Consider the following 16,063-nt stretch of genomic DNA (forward strand, 5'->3'; position numbering starts at 1 on the left):
CCGTGCGGCCTGCGGCATCACCGGGTGCGGGCGTGGCGGAGGCTGCGGTGCGGTCTTCCTCGTAAAACGCCTTATTTTTCTCCGGCACAACGGAAAGATCGATGGAGCCGACGGTCTCCTCGGTGATCTCGCCGCTCGTTTCCATTTGACGCAGCATCTCGAGGCCAAACGCCATTTTGTAGGACATGCCGTTCATGTTGCCGAAACGGAACGTGATGCGGTTATCATACGTCAGCGTAAGGTCGTAGGGGTTCGTCATGTTGATCTCCGTGACGTTCTGCGTCTCGTTTTTCGTCATCTGCTCCGCGATGGCGTTATAGACTTCTTTGACGGAATCATCGCCGAACGTGATCGTTTCGCTGGGCTTTGTGTTCGTGGGATTTGCCCCGAGCACCACAGTCGTGCCCTCGCACGGCTGTGAAGCGATCTCCAGCACCTTGCCGGAAGCACTTACATAGAGATAACCCGCGTCGCACGCGACGGAAAACGCCGTTTCGGCGGGGGTAATTTCAATTTCAATGGTGGAAGGGATATGCTTTACGATCTTTGCGCTTTCAATGTACGGGAAACGGTGCTCAAGCGCTTTTTCGCGGCTTTCCGTTTCCAGCAGCACGAGGTTATCGCCCTCGTTGATGCCGCACACGCGGCGGATATCGGCTTCATCGTAGCCGGCATCTGACGTAAATGTGACGTTGCCCACCTTGAAAAACACGAAAATGCACAAAAGGACCGCGCCGATGACGACGACGCTGAATGCGATTATATTGAACAGGAGCAGCGCCCTGCTTTTTTTCTTTCTCATTGCGAGCTTTTCCGCTGCGCTGCGTGGAGTACGCGCCATGTTCAGCCTCCGTTTTTCACGTTTTATCTCTTACTTTTCGCTCTATATTCGGTATACGTCTGCGCCGAGCGCCCTTAAATTCTCTTCAAAGTGCGCATAGCCGCGGTCGATGTACTGCGGGTGCATCACCTGTGTTTCGCCCTGCGCCGCAAGGCCTGCGATGACAAGCGCCGCGCCGCCGCGCAAATCCTCTGCCGAGACCGGCGCACCGGAAAGCTGCGGCACGCCCTCTATGACAGCCACCTTGCCCTCTAACTTGATCTTCGCGCCGAGCCGGTTGAGCTCACCGGCATGCTTATAGCGGCTTTCAAAAATGTTCTCTACAAAAATACTGGTGCCGTCCCCCACCGCCGCCATGGTCATGACGGGCGCCTGCGCATCCGTAGGGAAACCGGGGTACGGCATGGTGCGCACGTGGCGCACGGGTTTTAATCTCTGCGGTGCGCGCAATAATAATTCGCTGCCGGACTGCATTACGGCGCAGCCGGTGCTTTCAAACGCCGACAAAACCGGCAAAAGGTGCTCGCTGTTGACATCACGCAGAAGCACCGTACCGCCCGTGACGGCGGCCGCGGCCATGTATGTTGCGGCGGCGATGCGGTCCGGCATGACGGTGTATGTGCTGCCGTAAAGGTGCGGCACGCCTTCGATGACGATGCAGCTTTCGCCCGCGCCGTGAATGTGTGCGCCGCAGCGGTTTAAGTACCCGGCGAGATCTTCAATCTCCGGCTCACGCGCGGCGTTTGTGAGCACCGTTGTGCCCTTGGCGCGGGCGGCGGCGAGCAGCAGGTTTTCCGTTGCGCCGACGCTTGGGAACGCAAGCGAGACGAACCCGCCGCGCAGCCCGCCGGGCGCAGTGCACAGCAGGCAACCGTGCTCTTCGCGAATTTCTGCGCCGAGCTTGCGCAGCGCCTCCAAATGCAGATCGATGGGCCTTGGGCCGAGCTCGCACCCGCCGGGAAACGACAATCTTGCTTCGCCGCAGCGGGACAGAATCGCGCCCAAAAACACGATGGACGAGCGCATCTCCCGCATGAGGCTGTGGGGAATATCGCAGCGGGTCATGCCGTCCGCGCAGACCGTTAAGGTATCGCCCGTGTGGGTACAGCGGCATCCGAGCCGCCGCAAAATGGTGACTGCCGTGTGCACGTCAGACAGTGCGGGGCAGTTGTGCAGCACCGTTTCGCCCTCACAGAGGAGTGCCGCCGCAAGCAGCGGCAGCGTGCTGTTTTTCGCGCCCTGCACGGTGAGCTCGCCGCAAAGGCGATTGCCGCCGCGCACCAAAACCGCTTCCTGCCGGGCACAGCCCGTATGTTCCAGTTCATATTCTTCCATATACACACCCCGTATTCTGTAAGGCGGCAGAAAGCGCGCCTTTGGATACGGTCATAGTATGCAGCGGAAAAATTTTGGGGTATGTCCGCCTGAAATGCGTTTTACGGTTTACTTTTTTGCTTTTTCGCAAATGATGTTGTAAATGCGATCATTTGCATCCAGCACGGCCATAGCTTTCGCGTTTTTGCCGATCTCTTCGGCGCGGCCCGGCTCGGAAAGGACGGTGTTCACCGTTTCCCACAGCTTTTCACCGGTGAGGTCTTTTTCTTCGATCATCACGGCGGCATCGCGGTTCACGAGCGCCATGGCGTTATGGAACTGGTGATTTTCGGCAACGTTCGGGGACGGAATCAGAATGGAGCACTTACCCGTGGCTTCGATCTCCGTTAAGGTGATGGCGCCGGCGCGGCCGATGACGAGGTCAGCGGCGGCGAGGCACTCCGGCATGTTGTCTATGTACTCGAGCATGCGAATCTGCGGATTTTCTTCTTCCTTTACACCCGCTGCGTGCACTTCGTCGAGGAATTTTTCATCGTGCTGGCCGTAGCCGTGGATGTGCTGGTATTTCTTCTCTTTGGCGCTTTCACCGAGCATGTATGCCGCGGCTTTATTGAGCGCCGCTGCGCCGAGGCTGCCGCCGAACGACAGCACAAGCGGGCGATCGTCGAGATTCAGCGCCTTGCGGGCGGCTTCGCGCTCGGCCTGCAAAACGGAAACGCGCACCGGGTTGCCAGTGAAGACGCAGTTATCTTTGCGGTCGAGGTACTTTTTCGCGTCCTCCACGGCGAGCATGACGCACTCCGCGTGCTTTGCAAGCGCTTTAGTCGTCATGCCGGGATAGGCGTTCTGCTCGTGGATGACGGTGGGAATGCCGAGCTTCTGTGCGGCGCGAATGACGGGGCCGCTGACGTAACCGCCGGTGCCGACGCAAATATCCGGCTTAAACGCCTTGATGATGCGCTCGGACTCGATAGACGAGGAGAACAGGCGGAACACGGTTTTGATGTTGCGGCGGATGTTCTTCGCCGTTAATTTACGTTGAAAACCCGAGATGCGGATGGTTTTGAAATCGAAGCCCGCTGCGGGCACAAGACGCTCTTCCATGCCGCCCTTGTTGCCGACGTACAGGATTTCGGCATCCGGCTGCTTGGAGCGCAGATAACCGGCCGCCGCAAGCGCCGGATTGATGTGGCCGGCGGTGCCGCCGCCTGCAAATAACACACGCATAATTGAATACCCCTTTTACATTTTTTCTGTATTGGAATGCCGCGAGACCGACAGCAGCACGCCCATTTCCGCAAGAAGCATGATGAGCGCCGTGCCGCCGAAGCTGAAGAACGGCAGGCTGATGCCGGTGTTCGGGATGGTGTTTGTGACAACGCAGATGTTGAGAATGGCCTGAATGCCGAACTGGAACGTGATGCCAAGCGCCAGCATGGTGCCGAAGCGGTCACGCGCATGCAGCGCGATATATACGCCGCGCCAGATGAAAAGCGCAAACAGGATAATGACAATAAGCGCGCCGATGAAGCCGAGCTCCTCGCACACTACGGCAAAAACGAAGTCGTTTTGCGGCTCCGGGATGTAGAGATACTTTTGTCTCGACTGTCCGATGCCGACGCCGAGCAGCTGCCCGGAGCCGATGGCGTAGAGTGACTGCACCGTCTGCCATGTATCGACGCCCTCCGGCGGGTTGAACGGGTCAAGCCAGCCGTGGACACGGTCCATGGCGTAGGCAAATTTTGAGGAAAACAGCACGAGCGCGCCGATGGCGGCTGCCGCCGCGCCGCCGATGACGGCGAAATAGCGGAACTTTGTGCCGCCGACGAACATCATGATAAACGCGATGAGGCAGATGATGATGGTGGCGGAAACGTGTTTTTCCGCGATGACGAGCACGCAGACGAGGCCCAAAATACCGAAGAACGGCAAAAAGCCGTAGCGGAAGGTTTTCATCCTTTCGCCGTACAGCGCGATGAGGTGCGCAAACATCAAGATGAGCGCGAACTTTGCGATCTCGGACGGCTGGAATTCGACGAAGCCGAGGTTCAGCCAGCGCACCGCGCCGCCTTTGTTCGGCGCTAATTTTGTGCCCTTAAAGACGAGCACCATCAAAAGCAAAAGAATGGAGACGGCGAAAACGGGCAGGTTCAGTTTATGCAGCTGGTGATAATCGAACGTGGAGATGGCAAGCATCAGCACAACACCGACCAAGGCGAACATACCCTGACGGAGAATGAAGTAATAGCTGTTTCCGTAGTAGTAATACGCGTAGGCATAGCTTGCGGAGAACATCATGACAAGTCCCACGGCAAGCAGCACAAGGATCAAAAACAGCATGGTCATATCAAGGCCGAGACCCAAAGTGAAAATTCTATATTTGATGCGCCCGCGCCGTTTGCCGCGCCTTGCGGCTTCGGATGCCGCCTCTTCTGCGGGCACGGCGGATAACCGGCGACTTGGGACCTGTTCAAGCCCGCGCGCCGTGGAACGTCTTGTCTGCGCCATTGCTGCAAACCTCCTTTTTTCAGTTGATTTCTATTTTATCCCATTTTCAGGCGTTTAGCAGCCGAACACCGCCAAAAGTACGCCGATGATACCGGCAAAAAGTGTAACGCCGCTGAACACGAAGCAAATCTTATTCTCGTTCCAGCCGCACATTTCAAAGTGGTGGTGGATCGGCGCCATTTTGAAAATGCGTTTGCCGTGCGAAATTTTAAAGTATGTAACCTGTAAGACAACAGAGAGAATCTCTACAATATAAATAATACCGATGAGGATGAGCAGAATCGGCATATCCACGCCGAACGCCAGCGCGCATACTGCGCCGCCGAGGAACAGCGAGCCTGTATCGCCCATGAAGACCTTAGCCGGGTTGGCGTTCCAGAACAGGAAGCCGATCATCGCACCGACGATGGCCGCCGCGTAAAGTGAAAGCCCCACGCGGTTTAAAAGCATCGCGATAACAGAGAAGACGAGTGCGACGACGAGCGTGACGGACGTATTGAGGCCGTCGATGCCGTCTGTGAAGTTCACGGCGTTGACCATGCCGACGATGAAGACAGCCGCCAGAATGTAGTAGAAGAAGCCGAGGTCAACGGAGCCAAGGAACGGGATAACCGTTTCGGTGGTGCCGCCCGCAAGTGCGACGGAAAGCAGGTAGGCGCCGACGATGATGAACTGCAAAATGAGCTTTTGAATCTCGGTGAGACCGAGGTTGCGATGCTTTTTGATGCTGATGTAATCATCTAAAAAACCGACGATACCAAAGCCCACCGCCATGAGCGCACCCGCCACGACCTTGACGAACATGAGCTGCGTTTCCGCGCCGCCGTTCAGCCACAAAAATGCGATGCAGATGACCGCCGCGACGGAGCTGCCGATGATGAACATGATGCCGCCCATGGTGGGCGTGCCCTGTTTATTTTTATGCCAGCTGGGGCCGACCTCTCGAATAGTCTGGCCAAATTTGATCTTGTGCAGAAACGGCACCATGAAGTAGCCGAGCAGCCCTGTGATGACCGCCGCAATGACGATTGCAAGGCAATACAGTACAATATCCATACGTTATGAACTTCCTTTCCTACCCTCTCAATGTATGTTTTTACTCTTCGCTGTTCGTTGAGGTGTTGCCCGCCGCTTCGACGCCGCCGGAGCTGACAAACGAAATGCGGATGACGGAGCCGCGCTTGACCTTGGTGCCCTCTGCGATATCCTGACTTTGTGCGTAGCCGGAATCGCCGTCGCCCACAACGAGCACCTGCACATCGGCAAGGCCCGCCAAGTAGCGGCAAGTATCGATATCATAGCCGATGAAGCTCGGTACCTCCACATACGTTTCGGGATCCGGCTCTTCGGTGTAAAGCGCGACCATGCCTTCCTTCGGGATAGATGCACCCGGAGACGGCACCTGCACCGTGACGAGCGCGTCGTCTTCGGCGTCGCCGACAACCGTGCCGCTGAAGCCCTGCTCTTCCAGATGGCTTTTCGCTTCTGCCATGGTCATGCCAATGACGTTCGGCGCGGTGGCGGAGAGATTTTCATATTCCGATTCCGTATACTGCGGGTCTACGCCGAGGTACGGGAGCACCTCTTCCATGATGGCGGCGAAGATCGGGCCGGCCTGCGTGCCGCCGGACGCGCCGCCGATCTGCGGCTCGTCGTAGAAGACGAGCAAGGCGTACTGCGGGTCATCCGCCGGGGCATAGCCGCCGTAGGAAACGACGTACTGCATGCCGCGGTCGCTGCCCTCTGCCAGATCCTGATAATACAGCGCGACTTTTTCGGACGTACCGGTCTTGCCCGCCACGCGGTAACCGGCGACATAACCGTTTTTGCCGCTTTCGCTTGTGGCGTTTTTCTGGAGAATAGCCGTCATGCGCTTGGAGACATCTTCGGAGATGACCTGACGCTTGTAGCTGGTATCGGTCGTTTTGACAATGTTGCCGTCGCTGTCCAGCATGCGGTCTACGACGTGCGGCTGCACAAGGTAACCGCCGTTTGCCACGGCAGCAATGGCCGTGATCATCTGAATCGGTGTGATGGAGAAGTTCTGTCCAAACGAAGACGTTGCAAGCTCGACGATATTGAGCTCGTCTTCGCTAAAATAAAGGCTGTCTGCTTCGCCGGGCAGGTCGATGCCCGTGCGCTGCGTAAAGCCGAAGGCTTCAAAGAAATTGAAGAACGTGTGGCGGCCCATTTTCTGACCCAGCCAGATCATGTACGGGTTGCAGGAATTGCAAATGCCGTCCACCAGCGTTTCCGTGCCGTGACCGGCGTGGTACCAACAGCTGATGGGGTCGATGGTGGGATCATCAAACACCCACTGACCGGTGCAGGTGTACGTGGAGTCTTCGGAGGCCACGCCGGATTCCATTGCCATGGAGCCCGTGACCATTTTGAAAACGGAGCCGGGGTAGTACGTATCGCTGACGGCTTTGTTTCGCCACTGCTTATTCTGTGCTTCGGCCCACATTTGATCGGTGAGCTCGTCGCGCAGTGCGGTGACATCGATGCGCTCGTAATCCGCAAGGGCTTTTTTCGCTTCCGCGCGCGCCTCGTCGGTCTCGGCGTTATCGATGGCAAGCTGTAAGGTGTTTAATTCCTGCTGCTCCTTTTCCTGCGCCTTTTGCAGCGCGTCTTCCACCTTTTCCGGGATGGCGTCCTCGGCCTCCTGCGAAATGGTGAATGGGTCGTTCGGGTCGTAGTCGCCCTTTGTGGAAAGCGCCAAAATGGCGCCGGTCTTGACGTTCATCAAAACGGCCGTGCCGCCCTCCAGCGCGCCGCAGGCCTCAAGGCCCGCCTGCAGATGCTTTTCTACGATGCTCTGTGCGGTCTCGTCGATCGTGAGCACAAGGTCGTAGCCGTCCTGTGCCTGCACGTATTGGTCATACTGGAACGGCATGTCATCGCCCTGTGCGTTCTTCGCGCTGACAAGGCGACCCGCCGTGCCGGAAAGCTCGCTGTCGTATTCCGTTTCAACGCCCGCAAGACCCTGGTTATCCGTGCCCGTGAAGCCGAGCACCGTAGAAGCCGTGGTGCCGTAGGGATAATAGCGCTTGTAGTCTTCCATCAGCGTGATGCCGCGGCCGATCTTTTCGTCCTTGATATACTGCACGATCTCATCGCGCACCTCGGTCTCCACCTTGCGCTTGACATAGACAAAGTAGCTGTTCTGCTGCGCTTTTTTTAAGACATCGTCGTAATCGAGCCCTAAAATTTCGGAAAGGCCCTTTGCAATCTTCACGTCGTCGCCTTCGTCGATGTAGTTCGGCTCCAAGGCGACCGTCCACACGCTGGCGCTCTGCGCCAAGACCTTTGTGCCCGTGGCGTCGTAAATGGTGCCGCGCGAGGGCGTAAGCTGCGTGGATTGCAAACTCTGGTCAACCGCATCGGTCTTTAAGGTTTCGCCGTTGACAAGCTGCAGGCGGACAAGGTTTGTGATAACGGCGCCAAACCCGAGCACCAGCACAAAGCCCACGATGACCATTGTGCGCTGCCAGACGCCGGAACGATTTGATTTTGCCATGTAAAAAATGCCGTCCTTTCTGCTGCGCCCTTCATTCGCAGCCAAAAGTTGCCGTATACCGAAAAATGAGAGTTAAGAATAAACTCTCAACTCTCCTCTCAAATTCCCCTCTGCCGGGGGCCGCATAACCCATTTGTATTCTTTCATGCCGCAAAATAGCAGCGTATCCGCAAAAAATTCGTATGTATAAAGGCTAAATCAGGAAAAGAGCGACTGCAAGACCTGCCAGATACGGTCCAACAGGTTCGGTGTCTTTTCGGCCTGCACTACGGTGCCCTCATCATCCTGCGTGAGGCTGATGTAGGAGGTCTGCCCGTCCGCTACCTTTTCCATGCCGAGCTTTTCGCGCGCGATCTGCTCGATCTCCTCCGTATTGAGCTTGGAGGCCGCCTGCATTTCGAGCTGAATGGCAATGCTTTTCTCCTGCGAAAGGCTCTCGTTCGCCGTGTTGATCTCATCGGTGAGCTCCGTGAGCTGCACCTGACTGAACACCACCGCACCGATGGCGCCGACGATGACCAGCACTACCGCAAGATTCATGAGCATTTTGACCGTATTTGCACTGTGTCTGTGACTGCGGCGCAGCTGTTTTTCATCCAGCTTCACCACATTGTTTTTCTGTTTTTGTTTTTGGGGCGCTTTCGGCTCCGGAAGCTTCGGTACCGCGCTGCCGTGATCTCTGCTGTCGAAAAGATCAAAATCGTATGCGTTTGATGTAGATGCCATGTTGTTTCCTCCTTTCGGAAACTTATCCCAACAAATTCAGCTGTATTCTCTCAGGGATATCCTAATCTTTCAAAATCTCACAGTTTTTCAATAACGCGCAGCCTTGCGCTGCGGGCGCGCGGGTTTTCGCGAAGCTCTTCCTCACTCGGCGCAAGACCCTTTTTGTAGATGAGCTTGCCCTTCGGCTTGTTGCCGCACACGCACACGGGGAAATCCTTCGGGCAGGTGCAACCCTCGCACCACTTGTTCATCTGCTGCTTGACGATGCGGTCTTCAAGCGAATGGAACGTGATGACGGAAAGCCTGCCGCCGGACTTTAACAGCCCGAACGCCGCCGCAAGACCTTTTTTGAGCGCGTCCAGCTCGCCGTTTACCGCAATGCGCAGCGCCTGAAACGTTCTTCTGGCCGGATGGCCCTCCGCGCGGCGCACCGCTGCCGGCACGCTTTCGCGGATGATCTCCGCAAGCTCTAATGTAGTTTCAATCGGTTTTTCTTCACGCGCTTTCACAATGCCCTTTGCAATGCGCACCGCGCTTTTATCTTCGCCGTAACGGCTGATGATCTCGGCCAATTCCTGCCAAGAGAGTGTGTTTACAAGGTCTGCGGCCGAGGTGCCGCTTTGGCTCATGCGCATATCGAGCGGGGCGTCGGCGTGGTAGGAAAAGCCGCGCTCTGCGGTATCGAGCTGATAGGACGAAACGCCGATATCGAGCAGCACACCGTCGACATTAACGATGCCGTGCTCTAACGCGATCTTGTCCATATCGCAGAAGTTACCCATGGCAACGACGGAGCCGGGATATTTACCGAACCGCTCTTTCACAACGGCAATGGCGTCCGGGTCGCGGTCGATGGAAAGCAACGTGCCCGTTGTCAGGCGCTGTAAAATCGCGCCGGAGTGGCCGCCGCCGCCCGCGGTGCCGTCTATATAGGTGCCTTCCGGGTCGATGTTCAAGGACTCGATGGTCTCTTTGAACAACACCGGTTTATGCTCAAAATGAATTTCACTCATGATATATTTGTCCGGCGGAACGGATGCGTTCCGGCAGACACTCCTCATTGAACTTTACCCGAAAAAAGCCGGGCTGATGAGCGCCAAGCGGGGCGAAAAGGCAATGAAAATCCAAAGCCCATGCGGTTTTCCGCAGGGTTTTCGCTGCTTGCACGTCCATTATACCTTATCCCACATAGAAAATCAACCCGCGGCAAAAAAATTTATGTTTACCATGTTCGATGAAAAAGCGCGGATTTCCGATATTTTTCTTGGGTTTTGTTCGTATATTTTCCGATTTTCGGCAAAATAGCGGTATGTTGAAAATTCTGTGCATTCTCATGCAAAAAAACTTTTGCAGTTTGTTCACATTCCCGGTTTTCGGGATACCCCTAATTGGGTCTCCCGCGCATCAACAGTCCACCGGACTATTGATGCTCCCGTCCTGCTTTTTGCGAACGCAACAGAATTTCGCTTTCTGCGGAAAGCGACTCAAGGCGCTGCCTTGAAAATCCGCAAGTTTTCTCAGAGAAAGCTTGACTAAAGACTTTAAACCGCCGTTTCCGTTCGCTCATTTTAATAAAAACGGCAGCTCGCCCAACTGCCGCGAACTGCCGTTTAAAGCTCTTAAATTACTGCTGTGCGCTCGTGCCGTGGATGGACTGGCGGGTCTTTCTCAGCTCTGCAAGGTTGGCGCTCATCGCGTCGTCTGTGCGGCGGAGCAGATCTTCCACATAGTCGTTGGAGGCCTTCTGCATGCTGCGGAACTTCTCCTGCGTCTGCGCCATGATGTCGTTTGCCTTTGCCTGTGCCTGGCGCACGATCTCTTCCTGGTTGACGAGTGCTTTTGCCTTCTCCTCTGCGACGCGCACGATAGTCTCGGCCTCGCGCTGTGCCTCGCTGATGATCTGGGCGCGGTCTGCGACGATGGCCTTCGCCTTGCGCACTTCGGATGGGATCGCCTCGCGAATCTCATCAAGGATCTGCTTTGCGTCTTCGCTATCTATAAACGATTTGCCGCCTGCAAAGGGAAGGTGCCAGCCTTTCTCCAGTACGTCGGTCAATTCATCGATCAAATCTTCTACGGTTGCCTGCGTGTTGCTCATAAAAAATCCATTCCTTTCGTATTTTTAGCCGCATTCAGTCTGCCGTGCGGCAAAGTCTCTGATTTATTTTCTCTAAAAGGCACTCGGGCACAAAATGGGAAATATCGCCGCCGAAGCCCGCAATCTGCTTGACCATGCTGGAGCTGAGAAACATGTGCTCGATGCTGGTCGGCAGGAACAGCGTTTCAAACTCCGGGTTCAGCTTTTTATTGGTGAGCGCCATCTGAAATTCATATTCAAAGTCGGAGATTGCGCGCAGACCCTTCACAATGGCAGCCGCATGCTTTTCGCTTGCGTAATCCGCCAAAAGACCGCGCACGCAGTCTACCTCTACATTTTCCATATCGGCCGTGACGGTGCGCAGCATTTCCATGCGCTCCTCCACCGTAAAGCTCGCGCGCTTATCCGGGTTTACCGGCACCGCGACGATGACTTTGTCGAAAATTTTGCACGCACGGGAGATGATGTCCATGTGTCCCAGCGTGACCGGGTCAAAGCTGCCCGGACAGATCCCTATTCTCATTGATATACCGCCTTTTTTGCGCTTACACCATGCTTTGATGGCGATACGCGGTCAGCAAGATTTTTCCGTAACGGTAGTCGCGCACGCGCACGAATTCCCCCGCCGTCTCCGGCAGCTCTTCGTCCGTGGGGTGCTCGCAGATCACGATGCCGCCGCGGTTCATGTGCGGCGTGACCGCAAGGAGCGCCTTTGTGAGCGTGCCCGTGCGATACGGCGGGTCGAGAAACGCGATGTCGAAGGTCTCGGTGCAGCGCAGCAGATACGAAGCATACTCCGCGTTCATCACCTGCGCTTCGCTTTCAAACCCTGTGGTGTGAATGTTCTCCAGCACGACGCCGCAGGATGCCTTGGCGCTGTCTACGAACACAGCGCGCTTTGCGCCGCGGCTGAGCGCCTCGAGACCGATCTGGCCGGAGCCCGCAAACAGGTCGAGAAACACGCGGCCCTCCAGATCAAACTGCAAAATGTTGAAAAGCGCCTCTTTTACGCGGTCCGGCGTGGGACGCACGGCATCGCCCGGGAGCGTTTTCAATTTTCTGCCTCGGCGGGAACCGGTTATGATACGCACAGCCGAACACTCCTTTCTCTTTTGGAAGTCCGTGTCCGAAATCTAAAAAACATGTACGGACACACTTCAAGTTATTATCTCATTTGAATAGAAATATGTCAACCGTTTTTGCGCAGTTTTTGCAGAGAAACGTCGAAAAATACGCGGGAACAACGTTATTCCCCGTCGTTTTCTTCGCTGTGGAAATAACGGTAGACGGCGCGGGCGGCAGGGGCGTTCATGCCGGGCGTTTCCTCCAGCATTTCCTCCGTCGCCTCGCTGACGGCGCGTATGGTTGTAAAGTGCTTCATCAGCGCTTTGGCGCGCGTTTCGCCGATGCCCGGAATGGACGTGAGCGTGGTGGAGATGGTCGCCTTTTTGCGCTGCTGGCGGTGGTAGCCGATGGCAAAGCGGTGCACCTCGTCCTGAATGCTCGACACCAGCGTGAACACCGCGCGGGTAGACTGAATGGCGATTTCGCCGCCGTCCTCCGTAATGGCGCGCGTGCGGTGCTTATCGTCCTTTACCATGCCGTATACCGGCACGTCGATGCCCATTTCGCGCAGAAGCGGACGTATGGCGCCCACGTGTCCTTTGCCGCCGTCGAGCAGAATGAGGTCGGGCAGTCTGCCGAAGCCCTCGGGCTTATCGGCGGCGCGGTATTCTTCAAAACGGCGGCGGATGACCTCGCGCATGCTGCCGTAGTCGTCCTGTCCGACGACAGTCTTGATTTTAAACTTGCGATACGCGCTTTTCAGCGGGCGGCCGTTTTCAAACACGATCATACCCGCAACGTTCTCGCCGCCCGCAAGGTTTGAAATATCGTAGGATTCAATATATTCCGGCGTTTTGGGCAGGTTTAAGAGCTGGCGCAGTTCATCGAGCGCGGAGGTCTCACGGCCCGTGGCGCGGCCCATAGCCTGCGCAAGCGCTTCCGCGGCGTTCGTGCGGCACATTTCCACAAGCTGCTTCTGTTCGCCCTTTTGCGGAATGTGGAACTTCACGCGGCGCTCCGCCTTTTTCGTCAGCCATTCTTCAAGGACGCCGTCGTCGTTGACGGGGCCGTCTATCGTGATGACGGGCGGGATCTTATCGCGCATCGAATAATATTGCATGACAAATTCGCTGCGGATCTGCTCCGGCTCGTCGTCGGCGTTTAATAAAAACGATTCGCGGTCATACAGTCTGCCGCCCGCAAAGCGGAACACCTGAATGCTCACCTTTTCGCCGCCGAGCACGAGCGCGATGACGTCCTGTTCCGGCACGCGGCTTGCGACAACCTTTTGGCGCTCTTTCAGCTTGTTGATGGCCGTAATGCGGTCACGGATGCGCGCGGCAAGCTCAAAATCGAGATTTTCAGCCGCCTCGTTCATTTTCTCCGTCAGCGTGCGCACGGAATCGCTTGTGCCGCCACGGATGAAATCAAGCGCCTCCTGCACGGCCTCGTTGTATTCCTTTTGGCTCACGTGCCCGCGGCATGGGGCACAGCACTGCTTGATGTAGTAGTTGAGGCACGGGCGGCCGCGGCCGATCTCCTGCGGGAATTTGCGCGTGCAGGACGGCAGACGAAAAATCTTCCGCGCCTCCTCCACGGTGTCCTTGATTGTCCACGCGGAAAGGTATGGGCCGATATACTTTGCGCCGTCATTCAGGACCTGCTTCGTCTCCGAAATGCGCGGCCAGTCGCCCGCTGTCACCTTAATATAACTGTACCCCTTATCGTCCTTTAAGAGGATGTTGTACTTCGGCTGGTGCTGCTTGATTAAACTGCTTTCCAAAATGAGCGCTTCAAACTCGCTGTCCGTCAGAATATACTCGAAATACTCGACATTCGAGACCATGCGGCGCACCTTTTCATTATGGTTTTTATCCGAGCCGAAATACTGGCTGACACGGTTTTTAAGCGCTTTCGCCTTGCCGATGTAGATGATGGTATCATCGCGGCTGTGCATGATGTACACGCCCGGGTGAAGCGGCAGCTTCATCGCCTTTTTGCGCAGCTCTTTGATATGCGCCATTTTTTCTTCCGTAAGCTGTACCATGCGCACCTCCATGCGGCTCAGTCACTAAGCGACTGAGAAAGAAGAAACGCCTACCGGAAATGCTCCGATAGGCGCCGTTTTGACAAGCTGAAATTATTCGGCAAAGCCGGATTCAACAAGAGCCACGAGGCTGTCAACAGCTTCCTGCTCGTCGGAACCATCAGCGATGATGTCGATCGACGTACCGCCGACGATGCCCAGAGACAGAACGCCCAGCAGGCTCTTTGCGTTTACGCGGCGCTCATCCTTTTCAACCCAGATGGAAGACTTAAACTCGTTTGCCTTCTGGATGAAGAAAGTTGCCGGTCTTGCATGGAGACCAACCTGATTCTGAACCAAAACGTCCTTCTTAACACACATTGCGATTCACTCTCCTGTAAGTAATGCATTACATACTCTGAATGTCAAACATGATTCTAAAGCTCAAAATGCTTCAATATAAGTTATTATAGCATAATTTGTCCCCCCGTCAAGCGGGGTACCCCATTTTTGGATATATGCCCGTGGCATATCGCTATGAAACGATCCGTGTTTGTGCATTTTGCTCTGCTTGTTGAAAACATTTCGTAAAATCAGTTCGTCACAGAGGGTTAAACATTCCTAAAATCCGCTTATTTTCTGCCGAAAGCGCGTTTTTCTTCCGCAGTCAGCTCAGCTTTTTCAAAGAGGTCCGGGCGGGCTTTCTGCGTGACCTTCAAAGATTGTTCGCGCCGCCATTTTTTGATTTTTTCGTGGTGGCCGTTTAAAAGCACCTGCGGCACCTCTCTGCCGCGCCAAGCAGAGGGACGGGTATACTGCGGATATTCCAAAAGCCCGTCATAATGGCTTTCTTCCTCAAAGCACACGTCTTCGGAAAGCACGCCGGGCAGCATGCGCGCCACGGCATCGGTGAGGATTACGGCGGGCAGCTCGCCGCCCGTCAGGACAAAATCGCCGATGGAGATTTCCTCCACGTCGTATTCCTCCAAAACGCGCTCATCCACACCCTCATAATGCCCGCAAAGCACGATGATATTCTCGTTTTTGGCGAGCTCCTTCACTTTTTCCTGGTCTAAGACCCGTCCGCGGGGGGACATATACACAATATGCGGGCGCACGGCGGTTTGTTCGATGATCTCGTCAAACGCCTTCGCTATGGGCTGCGCCATCAAAAGCATGCCCTTTCCGCCGCCGAACGTACAGTCGTCCACGCGCTTGTGCACGCCCTCACCATGGTCGCGCAGCTGGTGACAGCACACCTGCAAATACCCGCGTGCGCGCGCACGGCCGATGATGCTCTCGTTCAAAATATTCTCGCACATTTCGGGGAAAAGTGTCACAATATCAATCCGCATCCGCTGCCTCCCCGGCGTTTACGGGCACGGTCTCCGCGCCGTCGCCGAAAATACCCGGAATGGGCTTTACAAACAGCTTTCCGCTTTCAATGTCCGTCTTCGCGATCATGGCGTCCACGGCGGGGAACAGAAATTCCTCGCCCGCGCCGTTTACAATGCGGTACACGTTGTTCGCACCGGTCTCGAAAACGTCCTGCACCGTGCCGTATTCCGCGCCCGTTGCGTCATCGATGACATGAAGGCCGATGAGATCTTCCACGAAGTAGCGGTTTTTCGGCAGGCGCACGTCGTTTCGGTCAAGATATAGAATTTTGCCCCTGTACAGGTCGGCCTGTGTGGCGCTTTCCACGCCCTTTAAGCGCACCAGCAAAAGGCTTTTGTGTACGCGGGAAGATAGGAGCCCGGCATCCGTTTTGCCGCCGTCAAAATACAGGGTCTTCACTTTTTTCAGAAAATCGGCGGAATCGCACCACGGTTCCACGCGCATTTCGCCGCGTACGCCGTGCGTACCCACGATCCTTCCCGCTTCCAGAAATTGTTTTTTCATGTGTTTTCCTCGGCTCTGCCGCAGCGAAAGCCTTCCTCTCTT

At 55.8% G+C, this 16,063-nt stretch carries 16 protein-coding genes; 1 reads left to right on the forward strand and 15 read right to left on the reverse strand.

The window, feature by feature from the left end:
- The 8 genes from ACLTX1_RS04010 to rsmH form a co-directional block, all read right to left on the reverse strand.
- A partial coding sequence (locus ACLTX1_RS04010) for a cell division protein FtsQ/DivIB (RefSeq protein ID WP_412330506.1) occupies positions 1-841 on the reverse strand: 841 nt, incomplete at its 3' end.
- A gap of 42 nt (positions 842-883) precedes the next feature.
- Entirely contained in the window at positions 884-2,176 is a 1,293-nt protein-coding gene (gene murA, locus ACLTX1_RS04015) for a UDP-N-acetylglucosamine 1-carboxyvinyltransferase (protein ID WP_308448532.1), read from the reverse strand.
- 108 nt (positions 2,177-2,284) lie between these two features.
- Positions 2,285-3,403, reverse strand: coding sequence for an undecaprenyldiphospho-muramoylpentapeptide beta-N-acetylglucosaminyltransferase (gene murG / locus ACLTX1_RS04020; protein WP_343284554.1), 1,119 nt, complete (start codon positions 3,401-3,403; stop codon positions 2,285-2,287).
- Positions 3,404-3,418: 15 nt separating this feature from the next.
- Positions 3,419-4,684 carry a putative lipid II flippase FtsW gene (gene ftsW / locus ACLTX1_RS04025; RefSeq protein WP_412330507.1) on the reverse strand — a complete coding sequence of 422 codons (1,266 nt, stop codon included), beginning with the start codon at positions 4,682-4,684 and terminating at the stop codon, positions 3,419-3,421.
- Between the two features lie 54 nt (positions 4,685-4,738).
- Positions 4,739-5,740, reverse strand: a complete 1,002-nt coding sequence (gene mraY / locus ACLTX1_RS04030) for a phospho-N-acetylmuramoyl-pentapeptide-transferase (protein WP_395506854.1) — start codon at positions 5,738-5,740, stop codon at positions 4,739-4,741.
- Positions 5,741-5,780: 40 nt separating this feature from the next.
- Positions 5,781-8,204: a penicillin-binding transpeptidase domain-containing protein gene (locus ACLTX1_RS04035; protein WP_395506855.1), complete on the reverse strand. Its 2,424-nt coding sequence runs from the start codon at positions 8,202-8,204 to the stop codon at positions 5,781-5,783.
- Positions 8,205-8,402: 198 nt separating this feature from the next.
- Complete coding sequence (locus tag ACLTX1_RS04040) at positions 8,403-8,930, reverse strand: hypothetical protein (RefSeq protein WP_343284550.1); 528 nt, start codon at positions 8,928-8,930, stop codon at positions 8,403-8,405.
- Between the two features lie 77 nt (positions 8,931-9,007).
- On the reverse strand, positions 9,008-9,934 hold the full coding sequence (gene rsmH / locus ACLTX1_RS04045; RefSeq protein WP_412264330.1) for a 16S rRNA (cytosine(1402)-N(4))-methyltransferase RsmH: 927 nt from the start codon (positions 9,932-9,934) through the stop codon (positions 9,008-9,010).
- A 7-nt stretch (positions 9,935-9,941) separates the two neighbouring features.
- On the opposite strand from rsmH, the gene ACLTX1_RS04050 reads away from it, so the two are divergent.
- Positions 9,942-10,235 (forward strand): hypothetical protein, encoded by a 294-nt coding sequence (locus tag ACLTX1_RS04050; RefSeq protein WP_412284254.1) that lies wholly within the window; start codon positions 9,942-9,944, stop codon positions 10,233-10,235.
- Positions 10,236-10,554: 319 nt separating this feature from the next.
- On the opposite strand, the gene ACLTX1_RS04055 is transcribed toward ACLTX1_RS04050, so the two are convergent.
- From ACLTX1_RS04055 to rimM, 7 genes are all read right to left on the reverse strand, one after another.
- The gene (locus tag ACLTX1_RS04055; RefSeq protein ID WP_176819789.1) at positions 10,555-11,028 is read right to left on the reverse strand and encodes an ATPase; all 474 of its coding nucleotides are present in this window, start codon (positions 11,026-11,028) and stop codon (positions 10,555-10,557) included.
- A 34-nt stretch (positions 11,029-11,062) separates the two neighbouring features.
- Entirely contained in the window at positions 11,063-11,551 is a 489-nt protein-coding gene (coaD, locus tag ACLTX1_RS04060; RefSeq protein WP_176819788.1) for a pantetheine-phosphate adenylyltransferase, read from the reverse strand.
- 22 nt (positions 11,552-11,573) lie between these two features.
- Positions 11,574-12,161 (reverse strand): 16S rRNA (guanine(966)-N(2))-methyltransferase RsmD, encoded by a 588-nt coding sequence (rsmD, locus tag ACLTX1_RS04065; RefSeq protein ID WP_412330517.1) that lies wholly within the window; start codon positions 12,159-12,161, stop codon positions 11,574-11,576.
- A 113-nt stretch (positions 12,162-12,274) separates the two neighbouring features.
- Complete coding sequence (gene uvrC / locus ACLTX1_RS04070) at positions 12,275-14,140, reverse strand: excinuclease ABC subunit UvrC (RefSeq protein WP_308448526.1); 1,866 nt, start codon at positions 14,138-14,140, stop codon at positions 12,275-12,277.
- A 93-nt stretch (positions 14,141-14,233) separates the two neighbouring features.
- Entirely contained in the window at positions 14,234-14,500 is a 267-nt protein-coding gene (locus ACLTX1_RS04075; protein ID WP_176819786.1) for an HPr family phosphocarrier protein, read from the reverse strand.
- A 251-nt stretch (positions 14,501-14,751) separates the two neighbouring features.
- Complete coding sequence (gene trmD / locus ACLTX1_RS04080) at positions 14,752-15,474, reverse strand: tRNA (guanosine(37)-N1)-methyltransferase TrmD (protein ID WP_308448525.1); 723 nt, start codon at positions 15,472-15,474, stop codon at positions 14,752-14,754.
- Positions 15,464-16,021: a ribosome maturation factor RimM gene (gene rimM, locus ACLTX1_RS04085; protein WP_316686662.1), complete on the reverse strand. Its 558-nt coding sequence runs from the start codon at positions 16,019-16,021 to the stop codon at positions 15,464-15,466. The genes trmD and rimM overlap by 11 nt, the downstream gene beginning before the upstream one ends.
- Between the last annotated feature and the right edge of the window lie 42 nt (positions 16,022-16,063).

Source organism: Hominenteromicrobium sp. (assembly GCF_046974225.1).
Classification (GTDB): Bacteria; Bacillota; Clostridia; order Oscillospirales; family Acutalibacteraceae; genus Hominenteromicrobium; species Hominenteromicrobium mulieris.

Bases quoted from the DNA above. Each gene is read 5' to 3' on its own strand.
- ACLTX1_RS04050 (WP_412284254.1), top strand. From the start codon at position 9,942: ATGATATATTTGTCCGGCGGAACGGATGCGTTCCGGCAGACACTCCTC.
- ACLTX1_RS04040 (WP_343284550.1), bottom strand. From the start codon at position 8,930: ATGGCATCTACATCAAACGCATACGATTTTGATCTTTTCGACAGCAGA.
- coaD (WP_176819788.1), bottom strand. From the start codon at position 11,551: ATGAGAATAGGGATCTGTCCGGGCAGCTTTGACCCGGTCACGCTGGGA.
- uvrC (WP_308448526.1), bottom strand. From the start codon at position 14,140: ATGGTACAGCTTACGGAAGAAAAAATGGCGCATATCAAAGAGCTGCGC.
- ACLTX1_RS04075 (WP_176819786.1), bottom strand. From the start codon at position 14,500: ATGTGTGTTAAGAAGGACGTTTTGGTTCAGAATCAGGTTGGTCTCCAT.
- mraY (WP_395506854.1), bottom strand. From the start codon at position 5,740: ATGGATATTGTACTGTATTGCCTTGCAATCGTCATTGCGGCGGTCATC.
- trmD (WP_308448525.1), bottom strand. From the start codon at position 15,474: ATGCGGATTGATATTGTGACACTTTTCCCCGAAATGTGCGAGAATATT.
- murG (WP_343284554.1), bottom strand. From the start codon at position 3,403: ATGCGTGTGTTATTTGCAGGCGGCGGCACCGCCGGCCACATCAATCCG.
- ftsW (WP_412330507.1), bottom strand. From the start codon at position 4,684: ATGGCGCAGACAAGACGTTCCACGGCGCGCGGGCTTGAACAGGTCCCA.
- ACLTX1_RS04035 (WP_395506855.1), bottom strand. From the start codon at position 8,204: ATGGCAAAATCAAATCGTTCCGGCGTCTGGCAGCGCACAATGGTCATC.
- rimM (WP_316686662.1), bottom strand. From the start codon at position 16,021: ATGAAAAAACAATTTCTGGAAGCGGGAAGGATCGTGGGTACGCACGGC.
- ACLTX1_RS04055 (WP_176819789.1), bottom strand. From the start codon at position 11,028: ATGAGCAACACGCAGGCAACCGTAGAAGATTTGATCGATGAATTGACC.
- murA (WP_308448532.1), bottom strand. From the start codon at position 2,176: ATGGAAGAATATGAACTGGAACATACGGGCTGTGCCCGGCAGGAAGCG.